Annotated in this window: 24 protein-coding genes and 3 pseudogenes; 10 read left to right on the forward strand and 17 right to left on the reverse strand. The window is 68.0% G+C overall.

Annotated features, from left to right (window positions below):
* Nucleotides 1-419 (forward strand): transposase (locus SALPAC6_RS28310; protein ID WP_162562069.1); only part of this gene is annotated, 419 nt, incomplete at its 5' end.
* A gap of 215 nt (nucleotides 420-634) precedes the next feature.
* On the opposite strand, the pseudogene SALPAC6_RS31075 reads toward SALPAC6_RS28310, so the two are convergent.
* Nucleotides 635-1,480: pseudogene (locus SALPAC6_RS31075) on the reverse strand (SbcC/MukB-like Walker B domain-containing protein); the annotation flags it as partial.
* A 1,125-nt stretch (nucleotides 1,481-2,605) separates the two neighbouring features.
* On the opposite strand from SALPAC6_RS31075, the gene SALPAC6_RS30480 reads away from it, so the two are divergent.
* Nucleotides 2,606-2,914, forward strand: coding sequence for a hypothetical protein (locus SALPAC6_RS30480; protein WP_223874348.1), 309 nt, complete (start codon nucleotides 2,606-2,608; stop codon nucleotides 2,912-2,914).
* Nucleotides 2,915-3,358: 444 nt separating this feature from the next.
* On the opposite strand, the gene SALPAC6_RS30485 is transcribed toward SALPAC6_RS30480, so the two are convergent.
* The 6 genes and pseudogenes from SALPAC6_RS30485 to SALPAC6_RS0121350 all read right to left on the reverse strand — a co-directional run bounded on the left by SALPAC6_RS30485 (nucleotide 3,359) and on the right by SALPAC6_RS0121350 (nucleotide 10,399).
* The gene (locus tag SALPAC6_RS30485; RefSeq protein ID WP_018255355.1) at nucleotides 3,359-4,651 is read right to left on the reverse strand and encodes a hypothetical protein; all 1,293 of its coding nucleotides are present in this window, start codon (nucleotides 4,649-4,651) and stop codon (nucleotides 3,359-3,361) included.
* A complete protein-coding gene (locus tag SALPAC6_RS0121325) occupies nucleotides 4,648-5,811 on the reverse strand; it encodes a TIGR02678 family protein (protein ID WP_018255356.1) in 1,164 nt (387 codons plus the stop codon). The genes SALPAC6_RS30485 and SALPAC6_RS0121325 overlap by 4 nt, the downstream gene beginning before the upstream one ends.
* Nucleotides 5,808-7,379, reverse strand: a complete 1,572-nt coding sequence (locus SALPAC6_RS0121330; RefSeq protein WP_018255357.1) for a DUF2397 domain-containing protein — start codon at nucleotides 7,377-7,379, stop codon at nucleotides 5,808-5,810. The genes SALPAC6_RS0121325 and SALPAC6_RS0121330 overlap by 4 nt, the downstream gene beginning before the upstream one ends.
* A 707-nt stretch (nucleotides 7,380-8,086) precedes the next feature.
* Nucleotides 8,087-8,545 (reverse strand): acyl-CoA dehydrogenase family protein, encoded by a 459-nt coding sequence (locus SALPAC6_RS30490; RefSeq protein ID WP_018255359.1) that lies wholly within the window; start codon nucleotides 8,543-8,545, stop codon nucleotides 8,087-8,089.
* Between the two features lie 61 nt (nucleotides 8,546-8,606).
* Nucleotides 8,607-8,988: pseudogene (locus tag SALPAC6_RS0121345) on the reverse strand (hypothetical protein).
* Nucleotides 8,989-9,307: 319 nt separating this feature from the next.
* Nucleotides 9,308-10,399, reverse strand: a complete 1,092-nt coding sequence (locus tag SALPAC6_RS0121350) for a helix-turn-helix domain-containing protein (protein ID WP_018255361.1) — start codon at nucleotides 10,397-10,399, stop codon at nucleotides 9,308-9,310.
* A gap of 127 nt (nucleotides 10,400-10,526) precedes the next feature.
* Between SALPAC6_RS0121350 and SALPAC6_RS0121355 the strand changes: the two genes are divergently transcribed.
* Genes SALPAC6_RS0121355 through SALPAC6_RS28315 form a run of 3 tightly spaced genes read left to right on the forward strand, consistent with a single transcriptional unit; the run spans nucleotide 10,527 to nucleotide 11,226 of the window.
* Nucleotides 10,527-10,706 carry a hypothetical protein gene (locus SALPAC6_RS0121355; protein WP_018255362.1) on the forward strand — a complete coding sequence of 60 codons (180 nt, stop codon included), beginning with the start codon at nucleotides 10,527-10,529 and terminating at the stop codon, nucleotides 10,704-10,706.
* Nucleotides 10,706-10,933, forward strand: coding sequence for a hypothetical protein (locus SALPAC6_RS0121360; protein WP_018255363.1), 228 nt, complete (start codon nucleotides 10,706-10,708; stop codon nucleotides 10,931-10,933). Before SALPAC6_RS0121355 ends, SALPAC6_RS0121360 begins: the two co-directional genes overlap by 1 nt.
* Nucleotides 10,930-11,226, forward strand: coding sequence for a hypothetical protein (locus SALPAC6_RS28315; RefSeq protein ID WP_080636105.1), 297 nt, complete (start codon nucleotides 10,930-10,932; stop codon nucleotides 11,224-11,226). Before SALPAC6_RS0121360 ends, SALPAC6_RS28315 begins: the two co-directional genes overlap by 4 nt.
* 892 nt (nucleotides 11,227-12,118) lie before the next feature.
* Here the strand turns inward: SALPAC6_RS28315 and SALPAC6_RS29500 are convergent.
* From SALPAC6_RS29500 to SALPAC6_RS29185, 5 genes and pseudogenes are all read right to left on the reverse strand, one after another.
* Entirely contained in the window at nucleotides 12,119-13,282 is a 1,164-nt protein-coding gene (locus SALPAC6_RS29500) for a hypothetical protein (RefSeq protein ID WP_162561512.1), read from the reverse strand.
* Entirely contained in the window at nucleotides 13,282-13,563 is a 282-nt protein-coding gene (locus SALPAC6_RS29505) for a hypothetical protein (RefSeq protein ID WP_162561513.1), read from the reverse strand. Before SALPAC6_RS29505 ends, SALPAC6_RS29500 begins: the two co-directional genes overlap by 1 nt.
* On the reverse strand, nucleotides 13,563-13,916 hold the full coding sequence (locus SALPAC6_RS31340; protein WP_397539760.1) for an SAV_915 family protein: 354 nt from the start codon (nucleotides 13,914-13,916) through the stop codon (nucleotides 13,563-13,565). The genes SALPAC6_RS29505 and SALPAC6_RS31340 overlap by 1 nt, the downstream gene beginning before the upstream one ends.
* A gap of 44 nt (nucleotides 13,917-13,960) precedes the next feature.
* A complete protein-coding gene (locus SALPAC6_RS0121380; RefSeq protein ID WP_018255367.1) occupies nucleotides 13,961-14,242 on the reverse strand; it encodes a hypothetical protein in 282 nt (93 codons plus the stop codon).
* Nucleotides 14,239-14,421, reverse strand: a pseudogene (locus tag SALPAC6_RS29185) (hypothetical protein); the annotation flags it as partial. The gene SALPAC6_RS0121380 and the pseudogene SALPAC6_RS29185, both read right to left, overlap by 4 nt.
* A 2-nt stretch (nucleotides 14,422-14,423) precedes the next feature.
* On the opposite strand from SALPAC6_RS29185, the gene SALPAC6_RS0121390 reads away from it, so the two are divergent.
* Nucleotides 14,424-14,822, forward strand: coding sequence for a glycosyltransferase family 2 protein (locus SALPAC6_RS0121390; RefSeq protein ID WP_018255368.1), 399 nt, complete (start codon nucleotides 14,424-14,426; stop codon nucleotides 14,820-14,822).
* Between the two features lie 443 nt (nucleotides 14,823-15,265).
* On the opposite strand, the gene SALPAC6_RS26485 is transcribed toward SALPAC6_RS0121390, so the two are convergent.
* From SALPAC6_RS26485 to SALPAC6_RS0121415, 4 genes are read right to left on the reverse strand one after another with little or no spacing between them, the layout of a single operon-like run.
* On the reverse strand, nucleotides 15,266-16,576 hold the full coding sequence (locus tag SALPAC6_RS26485; RefSeq protein ID WP_020493613.1) for an ATP-grasp domain-containing protein: 1,311 nt from the start codon (nucleotides 16,574-16,576) through the stop codon (nucleotides 15,266-15,268).
* A complete protein-coding gene (locus tag SALPAC6_RS0121405) occupies nucleotides 16,555-17,313 on the reverse strand; it encodes a cysteate racemase (protein ID WP_018255371.1) in 759 nt (252 codons plus the stop codon). The genes SALPAC6_RS26485 and SALPAC6_RS0121405 overlap by 22 nt, the downstream gene beginning before the upstream one ends.
* A complete protein-coding gene (locus SALPAC6_RS0121410; RefSeq protein ID WP_018255372.1) occupies nucleotides 17,310-18,560 on the reverse strand; it encodes an MFS transporter in 1,251 nt (416 codons plus the stop codon). The genes SALPAC6_RS0121405 and SALPAC6_RS0121410 overlap by 4 nt, the downstream gene beginning before the upstream one ends.
* A complete protein-coding gene (locus SALPAC6_RS0121415; protein ID WP_033666830.1) occupies nucleotides 18,561-19,628 on the reverse strand; it encodes a MupA/Atu3671 family FMN-dependent luciferase-like monooxygenase in 1,068 nt (355 codons plus the stop codon).
* 99 nt (nucleotides 19,629-19,727) lie between these two features.
* Here SALPAC6_RS0121415 and SALPAC6_RS0121420 point away from each other — a divergent pair, with 99 nt between their 5' ends.
* The 4 genes from SALPAC6_RS0121420 (at nucleotide 19,728) to SALPAC6_RS29510 (ending at nucleotide 23,754) form a co-directional block, all read left to right on the forward strand.
* Nucleotides 19,728-20,618 carry a TauD/TfdA family dioxygenase gene (locus SALPAC6_RS0121420; protein ID WP_080636172.1) on the forward strand — a complete coding sequence of 297 codons (891 nt, stop codon included), beginning with the start codon at nucleotides 19,728-19,730 and terminating at the stop codon, nucleotides 20,616-20,618.
* 85 nt (nucleotides 20,619-20,703) lie between these two features.
* Entirely contained in the window at nucleotides 20,704-22,500 is a 1,797-nt protein-coding gene (locus SALPAC6_RS0121425; RefSeq protein ID WP_018255375.1) for a carbamoyltransferase family protein, read from the forward strand.
* Nucleotides 22,501-22,513: 13 nt separating this feature from the next.
* A complete protein-coding gene (locus tag SALPAC6_RS0121430; protein WP_018255376.1) occupies nucleotides 22,514-22,996 on the forward strand; it encodes a flavin reductase family protein in 483 nt (160 codons plus the stop codon).
* 422 nt (nucleotides 22,997-23,418) lie between these two features.
* Nucleotides 23,419-23,754 (forward strand): hypothetical protein, encoded by a 336-nt coding sequence (locus SALPAC6_RS29510; protein ID WP_162561514.1) that lies wholly within the window; start codon nucleotides 23,419-23,421, stop codon nucleotides 23,752-23,754.
* Nucleotides 23,755-24,146: 392 nt separating this feature from the next.
* Here SALPAC6_RS29510 and glpK read toward each other — a convergent pair whose 3' ends face one another.
* Nucleotides 24,147-25,670, reverse strand: a complete 1,524-nt coding sequence (gene glpK, locus SALPAC6_RS0121440) for a glycerol kinase GlpK (RefSeq protein WP_018255378.1) — start codon at nucleotides 25,668-25,670, stop codon at nucleotides 24,147-24,149.
* Between the last annotated feature and the right edge of the window lie 34 nt (nucleotides 25,671-25,704).

Raw genomic sequence — 25,704 nt, forward strand, 5'->3', positions numbered from 1 at the left:
TCGGCCTCCTCCTCGCCGTCACCGTCACCGCCGCAAGCGCCAGCGACAACACCATCGGCATCAACCTGCTCAACCAGGCCACCACCACCCACCCCACCCTCACCAAAACCTGGGTCGACGCCGGCTTCAAAAACCGCGTCGTCGAACACGGCGCCGCCCTCGGCGTCGACGTCGAGACCGTCACCAAAAACCCCCAAGCCAAAGGCTTCAGCGTGGTCAAACGGCGATGGGTCGTCGAACGCACCATCGGCTGGCTCATGCACCACCGCCGACTCGTCCGCGACTACGAAGCACGACCCGACAACTCCGCCAGCATGATCACCCTCGCCATGATCGACAACCTCGCCAAACGCCTCACCGCCGAAACCACCCCAACCTGGCGAGAACCACTACAACCACAACACACACAAAATACGTGAATCAGACGTCCTCTGAGCAGCCGGGTGGCGTAGTCCCCGACGGGGATCTGTTCAAGGGTGTGCCCAGCCCACAGCATCAGGGACAGGTCGACGCCGGGAATGGGTGCGGGTGCTCGGGTGATGACCCAGACTGCGGCGGCGGGGACTTGCGCGACGGCGACAAGCGGTGCGGGTCCGGCGAGCAGGAAGTCGAGGTCGAAGTCGGTGAGCATCCGCATCATCGTGGCGCGGTTGCCGGGGTCGACGCCTTCGAAGGCTTCGTCGAGCCAGAGCGGCCGGGGTGCTTCTGGAGATTCGGAATACAGGGCGACCAGGGTCGCCAGCAGCGGCTGCAGCAGGGTGACGACTTTGCCGCCGCCGGAGTCGACGCCGTGGACTTTCCTGGTGAGGTCTTTCCACCGGTTCTCGTCGTCGCTGTCGCCGACTTTGTATTGGGCGACGACGTCGAACCATGCACGGTAGTCGAGCAGTTCGGCGAGGCGGTCGGTCCAGTCTTCGGTGCCGATGAGGCCGGCTTCCTGGGCCTCGCGCAGACGGGCGCCGAGGAACAGTTGGATCTGTTGCTGGGCGGCGTCGGATTCGATGGTGCCGTCCAGGAGTGCTTTGAGGATCTTGAAGCCGGCCGCTTGTCCTTCGGCGGGGACGCGGCGTAGCCGCAGCGTGGTCTTGTTGGCGCCGGTCGGATGTTTCTCCAGAACCTCGTTGACAACCTTGAGCAGCTTGATGACCTTCTTCATCCGGTCGGCGAGGTGGTCGATGAAGGTGGAGGAGAGAAGTTCGGTGTACATCTGGTGGAGCTTCTCGTCGTGGGTACGCGACAGGTCGTCGACCAGCTTTTGCAGGTGCAGGATAGCTTCAGCGGGGTCGAGCGAGGTGCCGGAGGCATCGACGATCAAGGTGACCGACGGCAGGGGGTGCTGGTCGTCGGCTTCGGTGATGATGATCGAGCGGCCGCCGTGGGCTTCGAGGACGGTGCGCAGCTCGATCAGGGAGCTGCCGAGCATGCGCGAGAGTGCGGCTTCAACGCGTTTGGCCTTGTCGTCGAGCCGGTCGGGCCACATCGGCGGGCGCAGCCGCTCGGTGGCGGTACGGGCGTGAGCGAGCGCGGCGGGCAAATCACGGCTGTCCGGGGCGGGCAGGTTACGAGCGGCAGTGAGGCCGGCGTCAACAGGTGTCCACCAGGCGGCAGCCGCGACGTCGCGGTGTTCACCGGCCGCTGTGTGGGCCTTGCAGGCGCCGTTCCAGGCGTTCTCGGCTTCACCCGCTTCTTTGGAGCGAGCCAGGCTTTCGCGTCGACTGGCCGAGATCGACAGACCGTATTCCCCGACCTTTCGTTCGAGTTCCTCGGCCTGGGCGAACAGCTGTTGCGCGTCGGCGTCCACGGACTGCTCGGCCAGGGTCGCGTTCGTGTCGGCCAGCTCGGCGGCTGCCGCTTCATCTTCGGCGAGGGTGACGGCGGCGGTGACCCGGCATTCTTCGGTGGTGAGCCGTTCGGCAGCATCCGTGGCCGCGGCAGTGGCGGCTTGGAGCCCGCGCAGTGCTAGCCGCAGGGAGCCGGCGGCGGCGGCGGTCGTGTCGAGGTCTTCGGCGAGGGTGTCGAGATGCTCCTCGCTGGTGGGGAGCTGGTTATCGACGCCGTACCGGATGACCTCTGCTGCCTTCTCTTCCGAGAGGGTGCGGGCCTGTTCTTCTTGGCCGCGAGCGTCGCGGTAGGTGATGTCGGCTTTCTCGGCTTCGCCGGTCGCGGCGGTGTGAGCGGCGGCAGCTGCGACGACGTCGGCGTCGGTGGGTGCCTGCCTTGCGCTGGTGCGCAGGTTCGTGACCTGGGTGCTGACTGTGTCGGCTTCGCCGGTGAGGCGCTGCGCTTCGTCGCGGAAGGCGGTGGCTTGGGCGCGTAGGTCGGCGATGTTGCGGCGGCGGGTCGCGGCGCGGGCGGCGGTGCCGATAAATTCAGCGCCGTGTTCCGCGGGGGCTGCCCGGCCGGCTGCGGCGGTGGTTCGCCAGCGTCCGTCGGCGGCGAGGCACACGGTCGCGGTGAGCGGGCCGTCGATGGTGTAGCCGATGCCGTTGAGGATCTTCGTGACAGCGTCGGTGAGGGTGGCGGCGTCTTCGGCGGGCTGCAGCACGGCGGCCAGTGAGGTTGTCGCGGTAGGGAGGGTGCCGGTGGTGATGACGGCGTCGTCACCGTGCTCTGGGCTGAAGGTGCCGTCGGTGGTGACCCATGTGTCGAGCAGGCCCGCGGCGGCCAGGGCTGCCTCGACATGGTCGAGGACGGCGGGGTCGAGACCGTCGACCGGGTCGAGCAGTCGCCACAGCGGGGCGCCTGCCGCTGCCGGGAAGGCGGGACGTGTCCGGCGGGTCCAGCGCGCTGGCGGGTCGGGGATGGGGTCGCCGGCGGCGGCGAGGTGGTCGGCTTCGGCGTCCGCCGCGGTTGCTTGTGTGGTGGCGGTTTTCGCGCCGGCGCGCAGGTCGGCGGCGCGGGTGATCAGTGGTGAGGTGACCGGGTCCAGCCATTGGCGGGTCAGCAGGGCGGTGAGTAGTTCACGTGTTCGGTCGGCGCGGGTCTGGTTGGTGACCGCAGTGATCCACTGGGTGCGGGTCTCGGTCGGTGGTGCCCATTCGTCGAGGGTCGATGCCCAGCGTTCCAGGTCGTCCGACAATGTCTGTACGGCTTGGTGCAGGGCGCTTTCGGTGGCGGTGGCGGCGTCCGTACGGGTGGTGAGTTCGGCTTCCGCCTTCGCCGCCAGGTCGTCAAGGGTGTTCCAGGTCGCAGCGGCGGTGCTGGCGGCGCGGATGAGTTTGCGCAGTGCAGCGACTTGCCCGCGGCGGCTAGTGATCGCGACGTCGAACCGGTCGACGTCTCCGGCGGCTGCCCAGGCCGGTGCGCGCTCGCCGAGCCCAGCGGCGGTGGCGGCCTCGACGGTGTGCCCGCCAGCGGTCTAGACCTCCTGTTGCGCGATCGTGAGCTCGTCCGCCGCCTTGTCGCGGCGGCCGATGGCCTTCTCCAGGTCGCCACGGGTGGTGGCCAACTGGGCGGTGGCCTTGCGGGCGCGCTCAGTCGTAGCGTTGGCCTCAGCGCGCAAGCGTTTGGCGTCGTTGGCGCGCTCGACGGCGGTGGTGTACGCCGATGAGCGCAGCAGTTGCATTTGTTCGGCGTGGGTACGCCCGAGGGCCTTCTCCAGGTTGATGGTGTTCTGGGCTTCGTCGTCGAGGCGGGCGCGGGCCTGCTCGAGCGTCTTTTCCGCGGCGGTGGCGTCGTCGCCGGCTTTGACGAACGCGGTGTCGGCGGCGATCAGTGTGTCGGCGTGCAGGCGCAGGACGGCGTCGGCCCAGGGCCGCCAGGCCCGGTTGAGGTAGACGGTGATCGCTTTGCGAGCTTCGTCGGCGTGGTCACGGTCGCGGGCGAGTTGTTCGAGTTCCTGCCAGCCGTTGGCGAGTTCGGTCACCTCGCTTTTGGCAACCGGGGGCAGCGCGGAGCGGATTTGGGAGGTGAACCAGGCCGGGTCGAGTTTCTGTCCGAGGTGGGGGGTTCGCAGCACCTTCAGCATCTCGATCACGGTCGCGTAGCGTTCGATGTCGTCGAAGCCGAACAGGTCGGTGGCGAGCCGCTCGGTGTAGTCGGAGCCCTTCGGGTAGACGGTGACCCCGGCGATGCCCTCGAGTTCCTTGGGTTCGGAAACCGCCTGTCCGACGGCCAGGTCTAGGCCGTCGCGGACGCGGGCGGTGCCGTGGCAGACAACCCAGGCGCGGGTCATCTGCTTCACGCCGCGTTTGGTCTGGGTGTAAAGCATGGTGGTGAAGAATTCGGGGGTGCCGAGCGGGCCTATGCGGCCGTATTCGACCCAGGCCCAGCCGCGATTAGTTGAAGTGGAGGCGTCGCGTCGGTCTCGGTCGTCGATGACGGGTTCGACGTAGTACCGGTATTCCTTCTCGGAGTCGCCGAACGTGTCGACGTACTTGCGGTCGAGGCTGCCGGCGAGCATGAGCAGCGTGGTCAAGGCCATCATCGTGGACTTGCCGGACTGGTTCTGGCCGACGAACTGGGCGCGGCCGTCGGCGAACCAGTATTCGGCGACGTCGAATTCCCACAGGCCGATCACGCCGGCGCGCAGGACCTGCCAGCGGGAGCGGGACGGGTCGGGCAACCCGGCGATGGTCACGGCGTCTCGCCAGGCGGACAGTTGCTCGTCGGTGGCGGCCGGCCCCGGTGCGGGCAGGTCGAGCGTCGTCATCGGGTTGGCTCCGTCGGACCGAGCAGGGTGATGTCGGGGTCGCGGTAGCGGCCGGCGACCGGTGACAACGTCCACGAGCCGTCCGGATGGACTTGGAGCAGGCCGAGTTCGGTTAGGATCGTTTCGGCGTCGCTGCGGACGGTGCCGGGCACGGTCTTCTGGTCTTTGGACATGTAGTCGCCGCGCCATGCGACGAGGTCGTCGACGACTTCATCGACCTGTGTACTGGTCAGTCGGACGGTGCCGGTGGGGGCGCGGGTGCCGTGGCGGCCGGCGAGGTCGGCCATCAGCAGGGCGACCCAGTCCGCGGCGCGGGCGCGGGGCCAGTCAGCGACGCTCGGCTGCCGGTCCGGGTCGTCGGGTAGGGCGAGCAGGAGCCCTTCGGCGCGAGCTTCGACGGTACCGCCGGTCATCTGCGTCAGATCTGCAGCGCGCAGGCCGCGGGCTTTGCGTAGCGCGTCGGCGTCGTGTTCGTCGAGGTCGGCGTAGACGACGGCGGGGGTTTCCAGCAAGGCCCGTAGTTGCCGCACGGTGCGGGTCGCGGCGAGCTGCTCGGCATCAGCCTCGGGTGAGTGCAGGGCGGCGGCCAGGACGTCAGGGCTGGTCATCAGCAGCAGGGCGTCACGGTCGACGTCATAGCCGGCGCCGGGCCCAGCGCCGTCTTCGGTCCAGTCGAGCAGCATCTCGTCGCTGGTGCGGCGGCGTAGCACTCCCCAGTCGGCGAGCAGGGTCGCGGCGTCGCGCAGCAGCCGCCGTTGCGGCTTCTGTTCCGGGTCGTATCCGGTCACTGGGGTACCTGCGGCGCCGGTCAGGTCGCGGACCATGTCGGACAGCTGCTGCAGGGTGACGGTGGTCGAGACTTCTTCGCAGCATGCGGCCAGGCAGCAGGCCAGTGCCAGCTGCCGTCGGCCGGGCGCGCCGGTGGGGCGTGGTGGGGCGGTGACCCGTCCGCCGACGGGTACCCGGATCAGCCGGACGGCGCGGCCGACGCGCTGGATGCGGTAGCCGGCGCGGCGGGCATGGTCGGTAACTTGGCGTTGATGGCGTAGCACGTGCCGGTGCAGGATTCGGTTGGTGGCCGGGGTGATCAGCGGTTGGGCGAGCAGGCCGAGGAAGGCCTGCTGGGCTTCCTTCTCGATGGCGGAGGTTGCGGTGTTCACGGGCGGCTCGCGGCCGGGGCTATATGCAAGGCGATGTCGGGATGGACCAGGCGCCCGTCAGGAGTGTGCACAATTGCGGCGGGGGCGCCGTCTGGCGGTGGATCGGCGTGCAGCCGCCAGCGGGCGTCGCCGGTGGTCGCCGACCTGGTGCCGGCCTGGTCGGGGCGGGCTGCGGCGATCGTGCCGAGCAGAACCAACAGCATCTGCAGCTCGTCGACGCTCACGTTGCGCCATTGCGACAGCCGCTGCCCGGACCGCGCGAGGATTCCGGTTTCGGTGAGCGCGGCTTGCGCGGCCATGCGGGCGGCGCGTTCCCGGGCGGCGCGTTTGGCGCCGGTGCGGTCAGTGAGCCGGGCGGCGGTGCCGGTCACGGCTTTGGGGCCTTGTTTCCGCAGCCGCGCTTCGATCGGGACCGGGTTGGCGTCCCAGAACGACACGGCGCCGGCGCTGCCGGCCGTCGGGCTCGTTTCACCGGGCAGGTGCCGGGCGGCGAACAGGCCGGTCGCGGCGCACCACAGTCGCCACGCGGCGTCATCGTCGGCGGCCGATTCCAGGCGTGCCGCCAAATCGAGCAGTTCAGAACGTCGGGAGACGTGGCCGCCGACCGCCGCGAGAGTGCGCTGCCCGCGCAGCAGCGGCCCGATCGTGTCGCGCATCTGCCGGCGTAGTTGACGGGCCTGGCAGTCCGGGCCGTCGAACCAACGCCGCAGCGTTTGCAGGGTGTGCTGGTGGCTGTCGACCAGGGCGTCGATCGCCGGGTCATCAGCGTTGGCGCCGAGGGTGTGCACGGCGATACGCCGCCACACGTCGCCAGGCAGCAGGGCGAGTTTCCCGGCGCGGGTGGTGATCGTCTCGGAGTGGGTATCGATGCCGGCGCCCCACATGTCGACGTAGCGGCGCAGGGTTTCCTGCACGGTGGTGATCTTTTCCGGTGTCGGGGCGCCGGCCAGGGCTCCAGCGAGGCGCGCCTGCCAGCTGGCGGCGGCTTTCACCATCGACTGGTGGGTTGTGGCGATCACCGACCACGCGGCGGCGGCTGCGGCCGGGTCGGTGCGGGCGCACTCGTGCAGCAGGTTCAGGTTAGCGGTCAGGATGCCGGGGGCGAGGGTGGCGGCGGCTTCGGCCGCGGTGTCGTCACCGAGGGAGGTGATCGCCCGGTGTAGCTGGGCGACGGTCTCGGTCAGCTGGTACCGGTCGCGGTCGAGGACGAATTCGGCGTCACGGACAGCTTTGTCCTGGAACGTATAGACGACACCCCAACGTTCGAGCCGGGTCATCCGCTCCTTGAGCCGGAAGCCGGGGCCGTCGAGCAGGGCTGGGTCAGCGCCGAGGTACTTCAGGCGCCGGCGTAACAGTTCGGGCAGATCGGTGGCGGCGACGCCGGTCAGCGTGTGTTCCTGTTCGGCAAGCAGCACGTCCACAATCAGCCGGTACTGCGCCGCGAACCGGCTGGTCAGATAGCTGGCCTGCAGCAGTCCGCCGGGGAGACCGGCGAGCTGCCACAGGTCGAGACCGTCAGCGGGACGTTCGTCGTCATCCACCTCAGAACTGTCCGGCCGCACGCGCATCCCCTTCCCCGCCGCATCCCGGGAGCGCGCTGCTGCCCGCAGTGTACGGGCGGGGCGCGCTACCGTCCGGCGAGCATTGGCGCCGGATGGGACGGGTGCCGCTTGGCGAGTTCGTCCAGGTGACGAACGGCACCATGATCAACTGGTGGCGTTGCGCAGTCACGGCACCACTGAACATCACCATTCCGCTCGATACGGGCTAACTGTCAGCTCCTTGACACTCGAGCTTTTCGGCACCGGGCCACTTCCCCCACCGGCCCCGGCCCGGAGCCGCTCCACCCGATGGGACCGACGCGACCCCGCGCCGTCGTCGAATCCATAGCGCGATCAGGCCGCACTCTGCCGTCCGCGCCGCGTCCGGCGCGCTGACCACGGAGCCAGCGCCAGACATGCGCTTCCAACGCAACGGCGTAGAAGGGGTCGTCGCCATCGGCCGTCACGCCCGCCATCCCCGCAAACGGATCCGTGAGCGAAGCCACGACATCGCCCGGATAGGGGCACTGCTCCCAGAGTAAATGCCAGTCGTGGCCGGAACCGGAACCTCACAGCCGCCGAGATCACCCCTCACCGGCCCCGACAGATTCGGGCACGAACTCGTGCCTTTGTACGGCGCACCGTTGCGGTCGGTCGACGACTCGAGATGAGTCGATTCCCGGTGTACGTCGAGGCGCTGAAGCCGATGTGCGATTAGCGCCCCGCGACCATCCTCAATGGGATGGAATCCAGCCCGCGGAAGCGTGCACCCCGCGATGTGGATGCCGAGCGACGGCGGCCAGGTTGGGCCTGTCGTACAGGAAGCTGGAGGAAGGAGTGAAGTCGAAGCCGTCACCTTCGGCACCGAGCCGGTTGGTTACAGGAATGCGGCAGTTGTTGAAGGCGATCTCGCCGGAGCTGAAACGGTGCAGGCCCGATGACGGGTTGGTGCGGGTGAGGTGGACGCTGGGTTGGTCGGCTTCGACCAGGAAGGTGGATAGTTCGCGGGAGCCGGGTCCGGTGCGTGCGACGCCGTCGTGCAGGTGGGCGTGGTGACCCCTTTCGGCGGAACCGACAGGTTGGGTCAGCGGGGTTCCTAGGCTTGGGTTGGCTTCAAGGTCTTGACGATTCTCATCGGTGGTGGGGTAACGGTTCGTGTTGGGCCTCGGACACTCAAATATGATCTCCTGCACTGCAGATCAGGCCCCCTCCAGCGAGGGGGCCTGATTCGTTGTAGGGGACAGGTAGGGGAACTCAGTTTTGGCCGTCGGTCCTGGGGCGCATGATCCCGTCGGCGTAGCCCTCCGCGTAGGTGGCCCGGACGGTTTCCTCGGCTTCGGCGGCGAGCTGTTCGCGAAGGTGAACCTCCAGCAGGCGCCGCTGATCGACGACCACCGTCTGCCTGCGGGCGCCTGCCCGGGAGAGTTCGCCCAGGATGAATTCCCGGCGCCGTACCTCCATGTCGCGGTCCATCACGTCGATGGCGTCCCAGCAATGCCGGACCTCGTTCCGGAGCCACACATTTCTCCTGCCGGAGGCGTCGGTTTTCCTGCTGGTAGAGGCGTTCGCGCTTGCTGGTCATTGCGCGCTGGTAGGCGGCGGTGGCGGCGTGTGCCGCGCGGGCAACCAGTGGCATGGCGGGGCGACGGTGGGGGTGGGGGTGGGAGGGGTAGTTCATGGCGCTGCCGAAGACCTCCGGGCGAGTGCCGATGAGGAGCGAGTTAGTCGAACACGCGTACGAGCGAATGGAAAGACCGCTCGTGGGGTGTGTCGATGGATCCGCCCGGTTAAGGGCGGCGATGGTGCGCGACCGAGGGCCACGCCCCCGTACGGAAGCCCCCGTCACCGTTGCTCGTGATCACTGATCAGCCGGACCGAGTTTGGTAGCGTATCCACAGTCGACAAGCCATATCGACGAATAGTTTCGGCTATCCCGGTGACGTTTTGAATGTCCGCTACTTCATAGCCCTTAGCCGCGATGCGGCCTGCTCCACTTCGCGCAGCATGAGTAGCAGGCTCTGCGACCGGCGGTCGGATGGCAGGGCATCCATCGCCCGCTGGGCGTAGGCGACCCCGCCCGCACTGTCACCGGCGTTAACCATCGTGAACCCACGATGCAGCTCAATATGAGTAGCGAAACGCGGTAGATCAACAGGTCGTGTGCGGTCGGCCTCCTCTTGGGCCTCGGACCCGGGGCCGGGCATTCCGAGGCGGGCATACAACATGCTTCGGAACGTGGCCATCCGCCACGGCGGGACGGCGGTATCAGACACCTCGCCATCCGCCGATGCCACCTGGTCGAACACCCGCCGAGCGTCGGTGTCGAGCGCGACAGCGCCGCTCCGGTCTCCGCGTCCGGCCGCCACGTGTGCCTGCGCCATCAACGCCTGGACGCGTCCGAGGGACGGCCGGTCCGACAGCGCGACAGCCTGATCGGCGTACCGCCGCGCCGTGGTCAGCGCCGCCCCCTCGTAGGCCAACGCGATTGCGGCCCGGCCCCGGACCCACACCCGCACGGCGAGATCGTCGGAGCGGTCGGCGGCCACTCCGGCTAGGTCGTACCAGCGGATGGCCTCGGTGGGGTTGGGTGTGGTCTTGCCGTAGGTCACCAACGCCCTGGCGGCGTGTGACCACATGGCCGGTGTGTCCAGGTGCTGTTGCAGGATCACGAGGTCGTTCGCGAGGCGGGACTGAAGCGCCACGGCTCCCACCGCCATGTAGTCCCGGCCGTACTGGTCGACCCGCTCCCGCCAGTCCTCCTCAGCGGTCCGGCCGCGTAGCGCAGCGCTGAAACCGGACCGGATCAGTTCGCCGGCCACGACCGGGCCCACGACGCCGGCCGCCAGGCCGAACATCTGTCGACGCCTCATCTCACCCTCCTCGAGGAGCCGTGCGTAGGCGAGCACGATGTCGGGCGTTGCTGTTCTCCGCCCGGCCTCGACATTGCTCAGGTGTGACACCGAGTACGAGGTACGAGCGGCCATTGAGGCCAACGTAACCCCGGCCTCGGTACGAGTCTGCCGGAGCTGGGTGCCGAGATCGTTCACACGTCCCCCTGCTGAAAAGCCCTGAAAACATCGACCTCCTTCCGAGCGTAGTCCCGTAGTCGCACGCTGAAATCACACGACGCGGCCGGATGGATGTCCGAGGCGCCAGATCGAGGGGAGCACGCGCATGATCCGGCTACTCCGCCGACTCCGCCGCCGGCCCGGACGGCTGGACGCGGTCGGCCCCGCCACCCGGTACGCGGCGCGGGTCGGTGCCTACTCCTCGCTGCACAACCAGCCGACGGTCATCTTCGACAACCGGCCGCTGCTGACCCCGCTGGCCCAGCGTCGGGCCAACCAGCGGTGATGGCCACCCACGCCCGGCCGGGTCCCGGCTTGTCGACGGTCCAGCTACGCAACCGGATGATCCTGTCCGCCCGGCGGATCATCACCGAGCACTGGCCGCGCGTGGACCGGTGCCCGACCTGCGGGTCCGGGTGGCCGTGCCCGCCCACCGAGACCGCATACCGCTACCTGGCCACGGTCGGGCAGGGCAACTGGGCACCCCCGCAGCGCGCCGGGAGCAGACGGTGAAACCAGCCGACGCCACCATCAGCCGGTGGTGGCGCGACCTGAACAACCACCGCCAGGTCGAGGGTCGCTGCCCGGTGTGCGGCACCCCGCGGCGGTGCTGGCCCTGGGCGGAGGCATACGCCGGGCTACTCACCTATGACCTACTCGGACCGCCCCCACCACCCCGTACAGATGTCCGGCCGGATGAGACGGCCGGCCCCGCTCTCCCCGGTCGGGAGGGGGATAGCAGAGACACAAAGGTGCCCCCGCCCAGCAGTGAGGCTGGGCGGGGGCTGTCGTCATATGGCGTTTGATTGCGATTCCTCGCAGGGCGCTCATCCGGGAGTCAAAGTCTCCCCTCGGCGATACGCTGAACGGCTGCTTTACTGGCTAGTTCGTGGCGTTGTTCCGGGTTAGCCAGGTAGAACGCTGCCGTGCGATAGAGTGCGGTTGGACTATTCGCCATCCATAACGCCCGTACCACTATGAAGGGGAGTAGCTGCGCTTCCCGAGTGCCAATTCGGCCGGCATATCGTGTCAGTTTGGTGTCCTCCGAGGGGAGCGCCTTGATGATTACCGTTGGTCCGTTGATCCAGCCTGCTTCTACGTCATAGATGGCATACCAGGGCACAAAGTGCTGAAAGGTGAGACTCTGGTGGTGTATTCCGGTGGCCGTAAGGGTAAGGCGTCCAGGCGCCATACGTAGGAATGTAACGATAAGCGCCACGGTGACGAGGATCAGCAGTCCGAGTAGCAGGGCGGCCGTGAGGCTTGCAGCTGAAGCACCAAGGGCTGCGGAAGCAGCAAAGACCCCAAGGGCGCCGCAGGTTAGCAGCAAGATTGCGGTAAGCCAGTAGTACGGCCAGTAGCTGTAGCGGAACGCGACTCCCTGCTCTCCTGCCCCAAGCTGGATAACTGCCGGCGGCTGGGTCCGGCTAGGTACTTGGGTCACTACGAAGCTGAGTCCAGCTGTATGGAACATGAAGATGGCCCCGTATGTTAGGGCGCTGCCGGCTACTACCTGCCCTGAGCTTAAGGCCCAGACTGCTCCGGCTACCGCACATGCAGTCATGAATGCGAACATTCCTGTCGTGGCCGTAAGCCAACCATTGGTCCGGTTGACTGTCCACTCTGTGGGTGCAGGAACCCGGGATGTAGCACGACCATCGCTCATCGGTGTGTTGTTCCCTCCATGTGCGAATCTCGTCAGAAGATGGCGTCCCAGACCTTCATCGCTCCGTCTCCGACAGCTTCACCAGCGTTGCCGAGGGCCCCGCCTACCTCGTTGAAGCCGTCTTCGATGCTGGTCTGAACGTTGTCGGGTAGCTCGTCGTAGCCCCAATCCAACGTGCTGCTGGCCACGAGGCCAACTCCCAAGCCGACCACGGCACCAGCCACCGTACCGACCGGGCCTCCAATAGCGGTTCCTACGAGGGCGCCTGTACCGGCTGCCGCCAACGCCCCTCCGGTGCCCGAGATCACGGCCTTCCCGACTGGCTTGCCTTGGTGCACGTCGTAGCCGATTCCCGCCGCGGTGATGCCGATGCCGATGACCGGAATTTTGCTGCCGATGCGACGGCCGACTACATCTGCACGCTTGGCGTACTCGTCTGCATCCAGGAACTTGCGGTACGCTTCCGTGTTTAGCGCCCGCGCCTGTGGCGAACCGCCTGGCGCCTGAAGGTAGCGAGTCTGCGCCAGTTTGGACTCTGACATGTAGGCCGCAGCTTGCTTCCGCAAAATGCTGACGTGCTGGGCGAGCAGGCCTCCTATGGCCGCGTTTCCAACAATATCTGTCGCATGTAGGAAGCTTTTTCCGCGGAGGTCATCCCAGATGTTTTTCGCGATTTTCCGTGCCGCTTCCATGGCCTTGTTCGAGCGCTTCACTTCTTCGGCTGCGACGTTGTAAGCTTGGACTTTGGCAGCGTGGACATCGAAAGCAGCGATGGCAGCGTTGTGCTGCTTGATCTCGATAGAAGTTGGTTGCGTTGCCGAAATCATGGGGACTTGAGGGGCCGGCCCGGGGTCCAGGATGATGTTTCCGGCGAGCTGCAAGCCGCCGGCAACCGCAATATGACGTGCGCGTTCCATGCCGACCTGCGCGGCATGCAAGTCGTCGGCGTAGGCATCGAACGAGTTGGCTGCACGTTCGACGCCAACACGGAGCTCGTCGGCCTTCTTACCGCCGCTTTCTATTCGCACCTGGAATTCTGAGCCGGCCATACCCTGCCACCCGCTTCCGGCGAACCTGCTAGCTCGCTGCATATCTACCACACAGGCATCAATGCTCGGAACGATCGTGTGACGAAGCCATCCGACACAGGCGCGAATGCTAGCCGGATCACCCTCCAGACTGGTGTCCAGTGGCATCAGAACAACCCTTGAAACTGCTGTCCAGTTACCAGGTCCTGGCTGGAGTACGATTCGCGGGAATCTGCTACTCGATCACTGGCTTCCTGCAGACCGACGACCAGTTGGCCAGCGTTCTCAACGAGATGGGACACGACGGCAGACATGAGAGGAGTAACGCTGCCGGCATCAGGCGTTGCCGGGGCAGACACCCCGGTTGCATCAAGACTTTCGGCAGCCTGTCGAAGCCGGTCCGAGATCACATCCAGCGTTGCGGGGTCGACGTGTATGCCATCTTTCATCAGGCCACCTCCTGTTTCCTACGGAATTCGTCGGGAATCTCGACATCGAGCAGAACGAGTTGAAAGTCAGTCCTTTGCTGAAGCTGATCAAGTTCTGCCGTTGCCAGGACCGCCCATGCCTGCTGTTCCCCACAGCAAGCTATGAGCCGATCTAGGGCCGAGTACACCAACAGCGCTATGCGCCCATCCCGCGTCTGCCGTAGATCCACGCTGAACTGTTCAGCGTCAACCTCAAGCGGAGCGCAGGGCACGTAGACCATGGGCGGAAAGACCGGTCGCGCATCCTGTCCAATGTCAGAGGCGCTTTGAGTACCTGCCGCTTCGAGAGACGAATCAGAAGGGGAAGGGGGCATGGCCAGCAGTTTACGGCCGACAGTCGCATTCCGGGACCCCGAGGTTACGGGGATGACGCCTTGTCACCGCTGCCGGACGGCGGCCCCTCATATCGGGGCGCTGCCGGCGTACCGAGCAGCACCCCCAGCCACGGCCACCGGACCTCGGCCACCCGCACGAGGGCGTAGTAGGCGCCCATCGTCAGCGCCACCACACCGGCCGTGAGGGCGGTGGACGAGTCGGCGTCGAGCACGATGCCCGCCTCGGCGGCCAGCCAGGCGAGCAGTGCGCCGACAGCGGCGGGAACGGCGGTGCGGATCAGGCTGATCAGGTAGTCGTGGGTCATCGGGGTTCCTCCTGGGTGCGGTTGGGGGTGGTGTCGGCGCCGGTGGCGTGGGCGATCCTGGCCACCTGGTCCTTGAGTGACTGGCCGCCGTTGGGGCGCAGCTCCTCGAGGGCGTCCAGGCGGCCCTCGATGCGACCGACTCGGGCCATGAGTCCGGGCCGCCCTTCGGTGCGGCCGGGCGTTGATAGGGCGCCCGCTCGACGACACCGACGAGTTCCGCGAGTTGGGCTACGGCCACCGCTACCACGACTGGGACCTCCCCCGCATAGTGGTTACCGCGTTGGTCACCGTCCCGTACGAGGCTGTTATGCAGGTCGGCGGGTTCGAGCCGTCGTTCGCCGCCGGGTGGGGATGCGATGACACCTACCTCGGGGCACGGCTCATCGCCGCCGGCTACAAGGTCGCCCCGGTCCGCCCGGCAACCGGCTGGCACATCGACCCGCCCAACGCCGCCGCGATTGTGGCGGGCGAAGTTCGCCACCGCCGCCGCCAATGTCACCCGCTACTGGACCCTGCTCGACCAGCCCCTACCCGCGCGGTCCCTGCGCAACGACCCCGCTACCGGCCGACTGCTCGCTGAAGGGAAACGCCTCAAGTGATCCGCACCTTCGCCGCCGATGATGCCGCCGGCATCATTCATGACCCCGCCACCGGCTTCCACCACCGTCCACCCTGGCGACCCGGGGGGGCCGCCAGATCCTCGACGACACCAACCTGCACCAGTGGCCCACCGTCGGCTCCGCCGACATCTCTCGCTCGACACCGGTGTCACTGTGCTGGTCGCCGCTGGTGCGCTGCAACCTGTCCTGCCCACACTGCCTCGACGACACCACCGTCACCGAACGCGGCGCAGCCGACCGGGCTAAGATCGCCGCCACCCTCGCCGCCTCCGGCGTCCTCGGTATCGACATCTCCGGCGGGGAGCCGCTTCTACTACGTGACCTGCCCGACCTAGCCCGCCGCATCACCGCCGGCGTCATCGCCGCGGTGCTGTCCGCGGCCGGTGGGCGCCGGGTGTCCGGGTCAGCGGGCGAACGATTCGGCCCTCGGGACGATCGCCGTCATCGCCGCGACGAGGTTCGCCTGGTCCAGCTCGGCGACCAGATGCCGGTGCCGTTCGACGTCGTCGGCACCGTTCGCCACCGGCTCGGTGACGAACACGAGCCGGGTCGCCAGATCAGCGGCCAGCGAGCGGGCCTCCGCAGCCGTGCCGGCGGTCACCACGAGGTACCCGGCCCGATCCAGGGACCAACGCACCTCCGGCACCACCTGGCCGACTGCGACGTTGATATGGAACTCGCGTACGGCCGGGTGATTCTTCACCTCGTCGACACCGTCGACCCGGACCAGCCGTCCCGGCCGGGCCTCGAAGAACACGACGGCAGCCGCCCCGTCGGGCGTCGGTCGGTCGGCCAGCGGCTCCAGTTCACCGACCGCCCAGGCCAGGCCGCTAGCCTCGAGGTCGATGTCGTACACGGCCTCCGTCATGGTGTTGATGCGGTCGCCGCCGCGCCGGTTGTGGCCCTCGATGACCCGCGGTCCGGCCGACGTCAGCTTGAGCTCGGTGTGCGATAGGCCGTCGGCGAGCCGCACGGCGTCGAGGAACTCGCTCACCACCCGTACGACCTGCTGCTCCACGTCGGCGTTGAGTGGGGCCGGAATGACGTGGCCGAACTCGACGTGGTTCGTGCCCGTCAACTTCTCCGCAAGGGCGATCACCACGTGGCGGCCCCGGAAGGACAGGGTGTCCACGCTGATCTCCGGACCATCCAGGTACTCCTCGAGCAGGAACCGCTCGATCCCGAGGTCGGTCAACTTCTCGTAGGCCGCCGCGACCTCGTCCGCGCTGGCGATGCGCTGGATGCCGATGCTGGCGGAGCCGGCCACGGGCTTGGCGATGATCGGATAGCCGACGGCCGCACCGAAGGCGCCGATGTCCGCCACGCTGTGTCCGACCTGGGCGCGTACCGCAACATCGGTGGAGCGCAGGTGTTCGCGCATACGCCACTTGTCGGTGAGCAGGGCGACCGTGTCGTAGGCCACGCCGTCGAGGCCGAGCGCGTCGTTGAGGGACGCTGCGGCGAGGACGCCCTCTTCCTGCACCGTGAACACCGCCGCGAACGGGGCGGCCGCGTGCAGCGGGGCGACGAGGTCGACGAGCCGCTCCGGGGCGTGCTGGTAGGACACCACCACCGATACCAGGTCGCGGCACACGTCCGCGGGCAGCTTACGGAACTCCTCAGGAGTGAACACGCAGACGGCATCGAGACCGAGCCGCTGGGCCCGCTCCAGCACCGGCGGCTTCGGCGAGATCAGACAAACGCGTTTCCGCATGTGGACTCCTTGTCGAATTCGTAACGTAGAGCGGCGGCCAGCGCGAGCACATCCTCGACGAGGGCCGCCGTGGCGTCGAAGACACCCACACCCGAGGCCGCCGCACCGAGGACCAACGGAAGCTCGGTGCAGGCCGCCACGATCGTCTGTGCGCCGGCATCGACCAGCTCAGCCGCCGGCCCTTCCAGTGCGCGTCCTGCGATGTCCAACCTGCCTGCCTTCACCAGGCGGACGGCCTGCATGACGTCCTCCTGCAGTGGGGCCGACGGGACGAGACAGCGCACCCCGCGCGCCCCGAACGCCTGCTGGTAGAGGCCGGTGCAAACCGTACCGCTGGTGGCGAGCAGCCCGACCGTGGCCCCGGAACGGGTGTCGGGCCCGAGCCGGTCGACCGTCGCTTCCACCATGCTGACGATCGGTACGCGCGCGGTGCGGCGGAGTTCGGGCAGGTACGCGTGCGCGGTACTGCACGGCATGGCGATGAGCGCCGCCCCGGCGTCCTCCAGCAGCCGTAGTCCCGAGACCAGCTGCGGAAGCGGGCTGGCTCCGTCGAAGAGCAACGCTTCCGTCCGGTCGGAAATGCTCGGATCCGACCAGATCAACGTGCGGAGGTGGTCCTGGTCGGTGGCCGCGGGCGTCGCCCGGACCAGCTTCGCGTAGAAGTCGGCGGTGGCGCCCGGCCCCATCCCACCGAGCACGCCGACGATCGGTCCGCCGGCGGAGGCTGCGTGGGTCACCGGACCGCCTCCGTCGCGAGGGGGTCGTGGCGCATCACCAGCCACGGGGTCACGCCGGCGGCCAGCACGATCACGGCGATGAGTAGCCACAGCGGCGTGCCGTGCCGCAACAGCGGCGCGACCACGAGGACCGGGCCCACCAGGTCCTGCCCCACCCGCCCGAGGTTGTAGAACGACAGGTACCGGCTGAGCGCCGGCCGCTCGGCGAGCTCGAACGACAGGGGGGTACTGGCGATGAACAGGCACTCCCCGGCGGTGTGCGCCAGCATCGCCACGAGCAGCACCGCGAACGACATCCAGGCTGCCGACACGTCGCCCGCCGCGGCATAGGCGACGCACGCCACCGCGATGGCCACCCCACCCCAGGCGGACGAGTGGAGGGCGGAGGAGAAATCGGCGAACCGGCGGTTCACGAAGATCTGGCTCGCCATCGCGAGCGCCCCGTTCAGCGCTAACAGCGCCGTCAGGCTCCACCGCGGCGAGCTCGTCGCCTGAATGATCCACAAAGGTAGGACCAGCGAGAGAATCCTGTTGTGCGTGAGCGCCACGCCGTTGACCACCGTGATCAGCAGGTATCGGCCGTTGCGCAGGGGCGCCGCCGGTTTACTCGCCGCACGGTCGGCAACCTGCGGCGGGCGGTCCGGCACCGGCAGCCTGGCGATGATCAGGGCGCTGCCGAGGAACGAGCACGCGTTGATGCCGATGCCCACGAGGTACATGGACGGTTCGCCGGTCACCACCGGTACGGTCGCGGCCAGCGAGCCGAGGACGACGGCCCCGTTACGAGCGGAGAAGACGGTGCCGAGCAGGGTCGCCCGGTCCTTACCGTCGAAGATCAGGCCGATGAGGGACTGGTTGATGGCCGGGCTGGCCCGGTCCGCGGTCGTGACGACGCAGGCGATAGCGACGAACACCCAGTACGACTTCGCCTGCAGGTACAGGCCGTAGCCCAGCGCTCGCACGATGAACAGGGTGATGAGCAACCGTTTGGGGTTCCACCGGTCGGCGAGGGCGCCGATCCGGGGCCCCACCACGAAGGCGCAGAGGCTACCCAGCGAGATCGCCAAGCCCACCGCGGCGATGTCGAACCCGCGGATCTGGGTGAAGTACAGCACCGACGTGGCGGTGAAGATGCCCGTCCCGAACGAGTCCGCCGTGACACTGGCGAGGAACAGTCGGGTCTCCCGGCGGTCCAGCATGACGACCGAGCGCACCCGCGACCACAGGGCGGCACCAGCAGCGGCCATTTAGGCGTTCCCCGTCGGCCCAGCGCCCGCAAGCTCCGCGATCAGGGGGACGGTGGCGGGGACGTGTGTGGTGGGTACACCGAAGTCTACGAGGCAGGCGATGTCGTCGACGCCGGCACCCGCGACCCGCTCCACCATCGGCCGACAAGACTCCACCGAACCGATCAGGGAACCGTGGTGCAGGTAACGCTCGTACGTCGCGTCGAGGAGCTCGTCGAGCAGATCCTGCGGGATCTCGTCGTCGGGCAGGACGTGGCCGCCGCTGATCGCCCCGCCGCCCTGCGCGGCCCGCAGCTCCAGCTTGACGGCCGACCGCAGGTACTCCCGGAACGGCCCCCGGCTGCGCGCCTCGGCGGCGTCCGTCGAGGCGTCCAGGTGCGTGTGCAGCATGAGCGACACCGTGCCGGCCGCGGGATCGAGGCCGCTGTCCGCACGCGCCTTCCGGTAGAGACCCACCTTCTCCGCCAGCTGGTTGAGGTCTTGGCCGATGAGGTGGGTCAGGATGTTGGCGCCCCGCTGCCCGGCGTCCCGGAACGTCTGCGGATTGCCCGACGAGGTGACCCAGATGGGCAGCTCGGCCTGGACGGGCGCGGGGTGCAGCCGCACGTCGAACCGCTTACCGGCGCCGTTGGTCAACGGGACGTCGTCGCCCCGCCACAGCGCCCGCACCATGTCGATCTGCTCCAGCATCAGCCGGTGCCGGATCTCGTAGTTCTCCGGCGCCAGAACGAAGTCGTTGGCGTTCCACCCGGACCCGAACGAAACGGCGGCGCGGCCGCCTGACCAGTTGTCGACCGCCGACCATTCTTCGGCGATCCGTACGGTCTGGTGCAGCGGCGAAATGAGGCTGCCGGCCCGTAGCTGGACCCGCTCCGTGACCGTCGCCAGCGCCGCGCTGGTCAGGGCCGGGTTCGGAAAGACCCCGCCGAACTCGTCGAAGTGGCGCTCGGGTGTCCAGACGGCATCAAGGCCGTGCTGATCGGCGAGCCGGCTGGCCGCCAGGACGGTGCGGCACGTCTCCTGAGGGGTGGTGCCGCCGGTGGCGAAGAACATGACGCCGAAGCGCAAAGCTCTCTCCTGTCTCGCGAATCGAAGCGGCTGTCGCCGTCAGGCCGGGACGTCGGTGGCGGCGGTGGCCGTCCACGCGTAGACGTGTCCGTGGACCGGATGGCACGGGAACACCTCGCCGCACTCAAGCCGGTCCGCCGCCGCGGTGAGGATGCCGTCCAGCCCGTCGGAGCCCTCCGGCCAGCGGACGTCGGCGGGACCGCCGGCCTGAGTTCCGCTGTGGAAGCCCTGTCGGGGCCGGCCCTGACCTACACCGAGGCCTCGTCGCCGCGAACCACTATCGAGGGTGCCGTCTACACCTCGACGGACCACCCGGCGGAAGAGGAGATCTTCCTGCACAACGAGTGCTCATACCGGGATTCCTGGCCGATGACGCTGTACTTCCACTGCGTACGCCCGCCGCAGACCCAGGGTGCCACCCCGCTGGCGGACACCCGGAAGGTACAGGCGGCGATCGACCCCGACGTGGTGGAGGAGTTCCAGCGCCGCCGGTGGAGCCTGGTCCGCAACTACCACCCGAACTTCGGCGTGCCGTGGCAAAAGGTCTTCGAGGCGCAGGACCGGGCAGGCGTCGAGGCGTACTGCCAGCGGCACGGGCTCGTCCCCGAATGGCGGGGCTATGACAACCTGCGTACCCGGGTCGTCCGGGACGCCACGCACCGCCACCCGCGCACCGGTGACCTGCTGTGGTTCAACCACATCACCTTCTTCCACGTGTCGACCCTGCCGGAGGACGTCCAGGAAGGCATGCTCGCGCTCTTCGGCGAGGACGGGCTGCCGACCAACACGTACTTCGGCGACGGCGGCCGGATCCCTGACGACGTCATGGCACACCTGAGGCAGTGCTACGAAGGCGCGAAGACCCGTTTCGACTGGGAGCGCGACGACATCCTCGTGGTGGACAACATGCTGGCCAGCCACGGCCGGGAGCCGTACACCGGTGACCGCATGATCGCCGTGGCGATGGCCGAACCGCAGTCAGCCCGATGAGCCGTCGGGCGCCGTCACCGCCGCCCGCCCCGACCGAACTGCTTGCCCGCCCCCGGCATTGGCGGACCCCGACGAAAGCGATGAGATGACGCACACACGGATGTCCCCCGCGGCCGGGCCGGTCGTACTGGGGATCGCAGCTCATTTCCACGACGCCGCCGCCGCGCTGCTGGTCGGCGGTGAGCTGGTCGCCGCCTCGCACGAGGAGCGGTACACGCGGCAGAAGCAGGATCCGTCCCTGCCGCGCAACGCGGTGCGGGACTGCCTCGCCCAGGCGGGCCTGCGAATCAACGACGTCGACTGCGTCGCCTACTACGAGGACCCGGCCAAAAAGCTGCACCGGCAACTGTGGACGGGCCTACCCGAGTTCCCGGACGCCAGCGAAATGGCGTTGTTCCGCCTGGACGCGGACCGTCCCCGACGTGAGATCAGGGAGCTGCTGGGCTGGGACGGACCGGTGGAGATCGTGGACCATCACCTGTCGCACGCGGCGAGCGCATACTACTTTTCGGGCTTCGAACGCAGCGCCGTGCTGACGGTCGACGCGGTCGGCGAGTGGGCGACCAGCAGTTGGGGTCTCGGCGACGGCGCCGGGCTGTCCCTGCTCGACCAGATCGAGTTCCCGCACTCCCTCGGCCTGCTGTACAGCGCAATCACGGGCTACCTCGGCTTCGAGGTCAACGAGGGCGAGTACAAGGTAATGGGCTTGGCGCCCTATGGAACACCGCGGTACGCCGACAAGATCCGCAATCTGATCGAGATCAATGACAACGGCCGATTCACCCTGGCCCTCGACTACTTCTCCTTCGGCCGTGCCGACGGCATGCTCGGCGACCGGTTCACCGAACTCCTCGGCGTCCCCAAGCGGACCCCGGAGTCCACGATCGATGACGTCCACCGTGACATCGCCCGCAGCATCCAGACGGTCACCGAGGAAACCCTCCTGCGCATGGTCGGCCGGGCACGCGACATGACCGGCAGCGAGAACCTGTGCATGGCGGGCGGCGTGGCGCTGAACGTCGTCGCGGTACGCCGCATCGTGGAGGAGGGGCCGTTCGCGCACGTGTTCGTACAGCCCGCGGCGGGCGACGCCGGCGGCAGCCTCGGCTGCGCGGCCGTGGCCCACCAACGCCTCACCGGGGAACGCCCCCACCCCCGCCGGCAGCGGTCCGCGCTGCTCGGCTCGACGACCGACTCGAACGAGATCGCGCACCTGCTCGGCGCCTACCCCACCCACGCCGTCCACGACTATCGCGGCGACGAGGCCGGCCTGCTCGGTGCCGTGTCGGCGCGACTGGCGTCCGGCAAGGTGATCGGCTGGTACCACGGCCGGGAGGAGTTCGGCCCCCGGTCGCTTGGCGGGCGCTCAATTCTCGCCGACCCGCGTGGCGACGACACCCGCGACCGGATCAACGCCTCGGTGAAGATGCGGGAGGCGTTCCGCCCGTTCGCGCCGGCCGTCCTGGCCGAACACGCCGCAGAGCACTTCCGGATCGACCACGAGTCCCCGTTCATGCTCGAAACCTGCGAGGTGATCTCGCCGCTGCACCTGCCCGCCATCACCCACGTGGACCGGTCCGCCCGGGTCCAGACCGTGACGGAACAGGAAAACGGCCGATTCTACCGGCTGCTCAAGGCGTTCGCGGAACGGACCGACTGCCCGCTGCTGCTCAACACGTCCTTCAACCTCCGCGGCGAGCCCATTGTGCACACGCCGGTCGACGCGCTGCTGTGCTTCCTGCGCTCCGACATCGACTGCCTGGTTCTCGACGACTTCGTCGTTGACCGCGAGTCGCTGCCGCAGGCGTGGATCACCTGGTTGAAAGGCACGCGTCCGCCCCGCCAGAGCTGTGTCAGTGACAACGTCTACACGCTCCTCTGACGCCTCGCGTGGAGTGGCCCACGAACTCCGCCAGCTCATGCGGCACACCGCCGCCACGGTGACGGTCGTGACCGCGGCCGGTGCCCCACCGTGCGGGTTCACGGCCACCTCGTTCACGTCCGTAACCCTCGACCCGCCGCTGGTGTCGGTGTGTGCGAACCGCGCCAGCTCCGCTTGGCCGACCCTGGCCCAAGCGGCGCACATCGGGGTCAACATCCTCGCTGAGACCCAGGAGGACGCGGCGCGCATCTTCGCCACCAGCGGGATCGACCGGCTGTCCGCCGGAGTCCGGTGGGAGCCGGCCCCGCACGGTAGCCCGCTGCTCGTGGACGCGCTCGCGTCGATGGAGTGCGCGGTCCATCGCCGGATCGACGTTGGGGAGCACATGCTGCTACTGGCCACCCCCACCCAGCTGAGCTGGCGCCCCGGCGCGCCACTGCTGTACCACAATGGTCGCTACGTCGGGGTGAGTGAGACCGTCCGCGACGACGCGTGATGTCGCGCCAGGGCCGCAGCTCCCGGTGAATGGGGTCACGGCGCTGGCGCTGTGGCCTGCGGTGGTCAGGATCCCGCTAGCGTCGCCACGCCCTGCAGGGTCACCGGCTCGGGAATCAGCGCCGTCGGCCCCGGCGGGTACCAGCACGTCGTAGGGCTTGAGCACGGTGGCATCCTTTCGGCCCCGCCTCAACGGCGAGGCATCTCAGGTGTCACCTACCGGGGTAGCAGACCCGTCCACGCGCCGCTGTCAGTGGACTTTGAACTTGTCACTGACGCGCTTGATGTTCTGGAACCGCATCACCACGCCACGCTTGGGGCCAACAGCCAAAGCCAGGAGTTGTTCCACCAGGCCTGCCGGGACACTCGGGACCTTTTCCACGATGTGCTCACGCAGACTAGGAATGAGAGCAGCGGCGGCACGTGCTCGACCTGCTGATGCAGCTTGTTCAGATGGAAGGAGCAAAGGAGACCGAGAGCAGGAACCTGCTGCGCGCTGTCCAACAAGCTGTCCAACAAGATGGTGGTGATCGGCGGTGTCGCCATCACCGCAACTGCTGTGGTGGCGGTCGTCGCTCCCACGGCGGCGCGGTAGATCGCACAGGCCCTACGCCAAGACTGACCTTGAACACGATCGTGGTCAGCCAGCGGGTGCGCTACACGCCGAAATCTTTTAGCGGTGCTAATTTGATCTTTAACCTGCACAGCGCGACCGGGAAGACAACCTCTTCGAAGAAAAAGCCGACCAATCCCCGGTAGCGCCGCACAGGTTGAAGATCAAGTTAGCCCCTGCGTCCATCGCGCGCTTCCTGGTCTCCCGCGCGACGATCATGATTACCTGCCGCACTCCAACGTACGCTCCACCCGGATCCTGCACCAATACTGAGTGCCAGTGGAAGCACCTGTGGTCGGCAGCAGCGGCCTGTCGGGATCGGGAAGCCGGCTGGGGGAGCTGGCCTCGGCGATCGTCTGGTGATCGAGAACTGTTTCCCAGCGGGCGTGGTGTGCCGCGTCGGCCTGCTAAGGGCTGTCTCGTGACGGTGAAGGCCGTTGCCCGGCACCGGGTTGGCGTCTGCTGCTGCCTGCACCGCGACGACGAATGTGCGCCAGACAGGGCTCGGCTTCCCTCAACGCTTGATCTTGGTTGTGGGTCAGCGGCGAGCAGGGTCCTCCTCGGGCCGGATCCAATCGAAGGTGCGCTCCACCGCCCGTCGCCAGTTTTCCCGTTCCCGTGTCCGGACTGCGGCATCCATCTCCGGCACCCATCGGGCAGCCGGATGCCAGTTGCTGCGCAGGCCCCCCAGGTCTGGCCAGTACTCGACCGCAAGCCCGGCTGCGTATGCGGCCCCGAGGGAGACCGTCTCGGCCGCCATCGGGCGCACCACCGGCACTGCAAGTACGTCCGCGACGAACTGCATCAGCAAGTTGTTCGCGGTCATCCCGCCGTCCACCCGCAAGGCGGTCAGCTCCAGCCCGGAGTCGGCGTTCATGGCGTCGACCACCTCACGGGTCTGCCACCCGGTCGCCTCCAGCACGGCCCGGGCCAGGTGCCCCTTGGTGATGTATGAGGTGAGTCCGACGATCGTGCCGCGCGCCTCGCTGCGCCAGTGTGGGGCGAAAAGCCCGGAGAAGGCGGGCACAATGTAGCAGCCGCCGTTGTCGTCGACCGTTCGGGCGAGGGTCTCGATTTCCGGTGCGGTGCTGATCAACTCCAGCTGGTCGCGGAACCACTGCACCAGGGATCCTGTGATCGCGATGGACCCCTCCAGGGCGTACAGGGCGGGCTCGTCGCCGATCCGGTAGCCGACGGTGGTGAGCAGGCCGTGCCGCGAAGGCACCGGCTCGGTACCGGTGTTCAGCAGCAGGAAGCTGCCGGTGCCATAGGTGCACTTGGCCTCGCCTGAGTCGAAGCAGGTCTGACCGAACAGGGCGGCCTGCTGGTCACCGAGGGCCGCCGCGATCCGGACGCCGGGCAGGACGGCTGTGGCGGTGCCGTATACCTCCGACGAGGAGCGGATCTGCGGCAGCATGGCCGCCGGCACGCCGAAGAAGCTCAGCAGTCTGGGATGCCAGTCGAGAGTGCGCAGATCCATCAACATGGTACGGCTGGCGTTGGTGACGTCGGTCAGGTGCAGGCCGCCGTCCGGGCCGCCGGTGAGGTTCCAGATCAGCCAGCTCTCCATGGTCCCGAAGAGCACCTCGCCGCGTTCGGCGCGTTCGGCGAGGCCGGGGATGTGGTCGAGCAGCCAGCGCAGCTTCGGGCCGGAGAAGTACGTGGTCAGCGGCAGCCCGCACAGCTCCTGGATGTGCTCGGCGCCGCTGGCGCGGGAAAGGGCTTCCACCACCAGGTCGGTGCGGGTGTCCTGCCAGATGAGCGCGGGAGCCACCGGGACACCGGTGCGCCGGTCCCAGACGACCGTGGTTTCGCGCTGGTTGGCGATCCCGATCGCGGCGATCTGGTCGATGCTGAGGCCGGCCTGGTTGAGGGCGCGGGGAACGACCTTGCCGACGTTGCGCCAGATCTCCATAGCGTCGTGCTCTACCCAGCCCGGCCGGGGAAAGTGCTGCCGGTGTTCCCGCTGGGCAACTGAGACGAGATTGCCACGGCGGTCGAAGACGATGCATCGGGTGGACGTGGTTCCCTGATCGATGGCGACGACAAAGCGCTCGGTCATTACTCGTCCTTCGTGAAGCCGGGTGGTGGGTGAC

The organism is Salinispora mooreana (genome assembly GCF_000379065.1).
GTDB classification, from domain to species: domain Bacteria; phylum Actinomycetota; class Actinomycetes; order Mycobacteriales; family Micromonosporaceae; genus Micromonospora; species Micromonospora mooreana.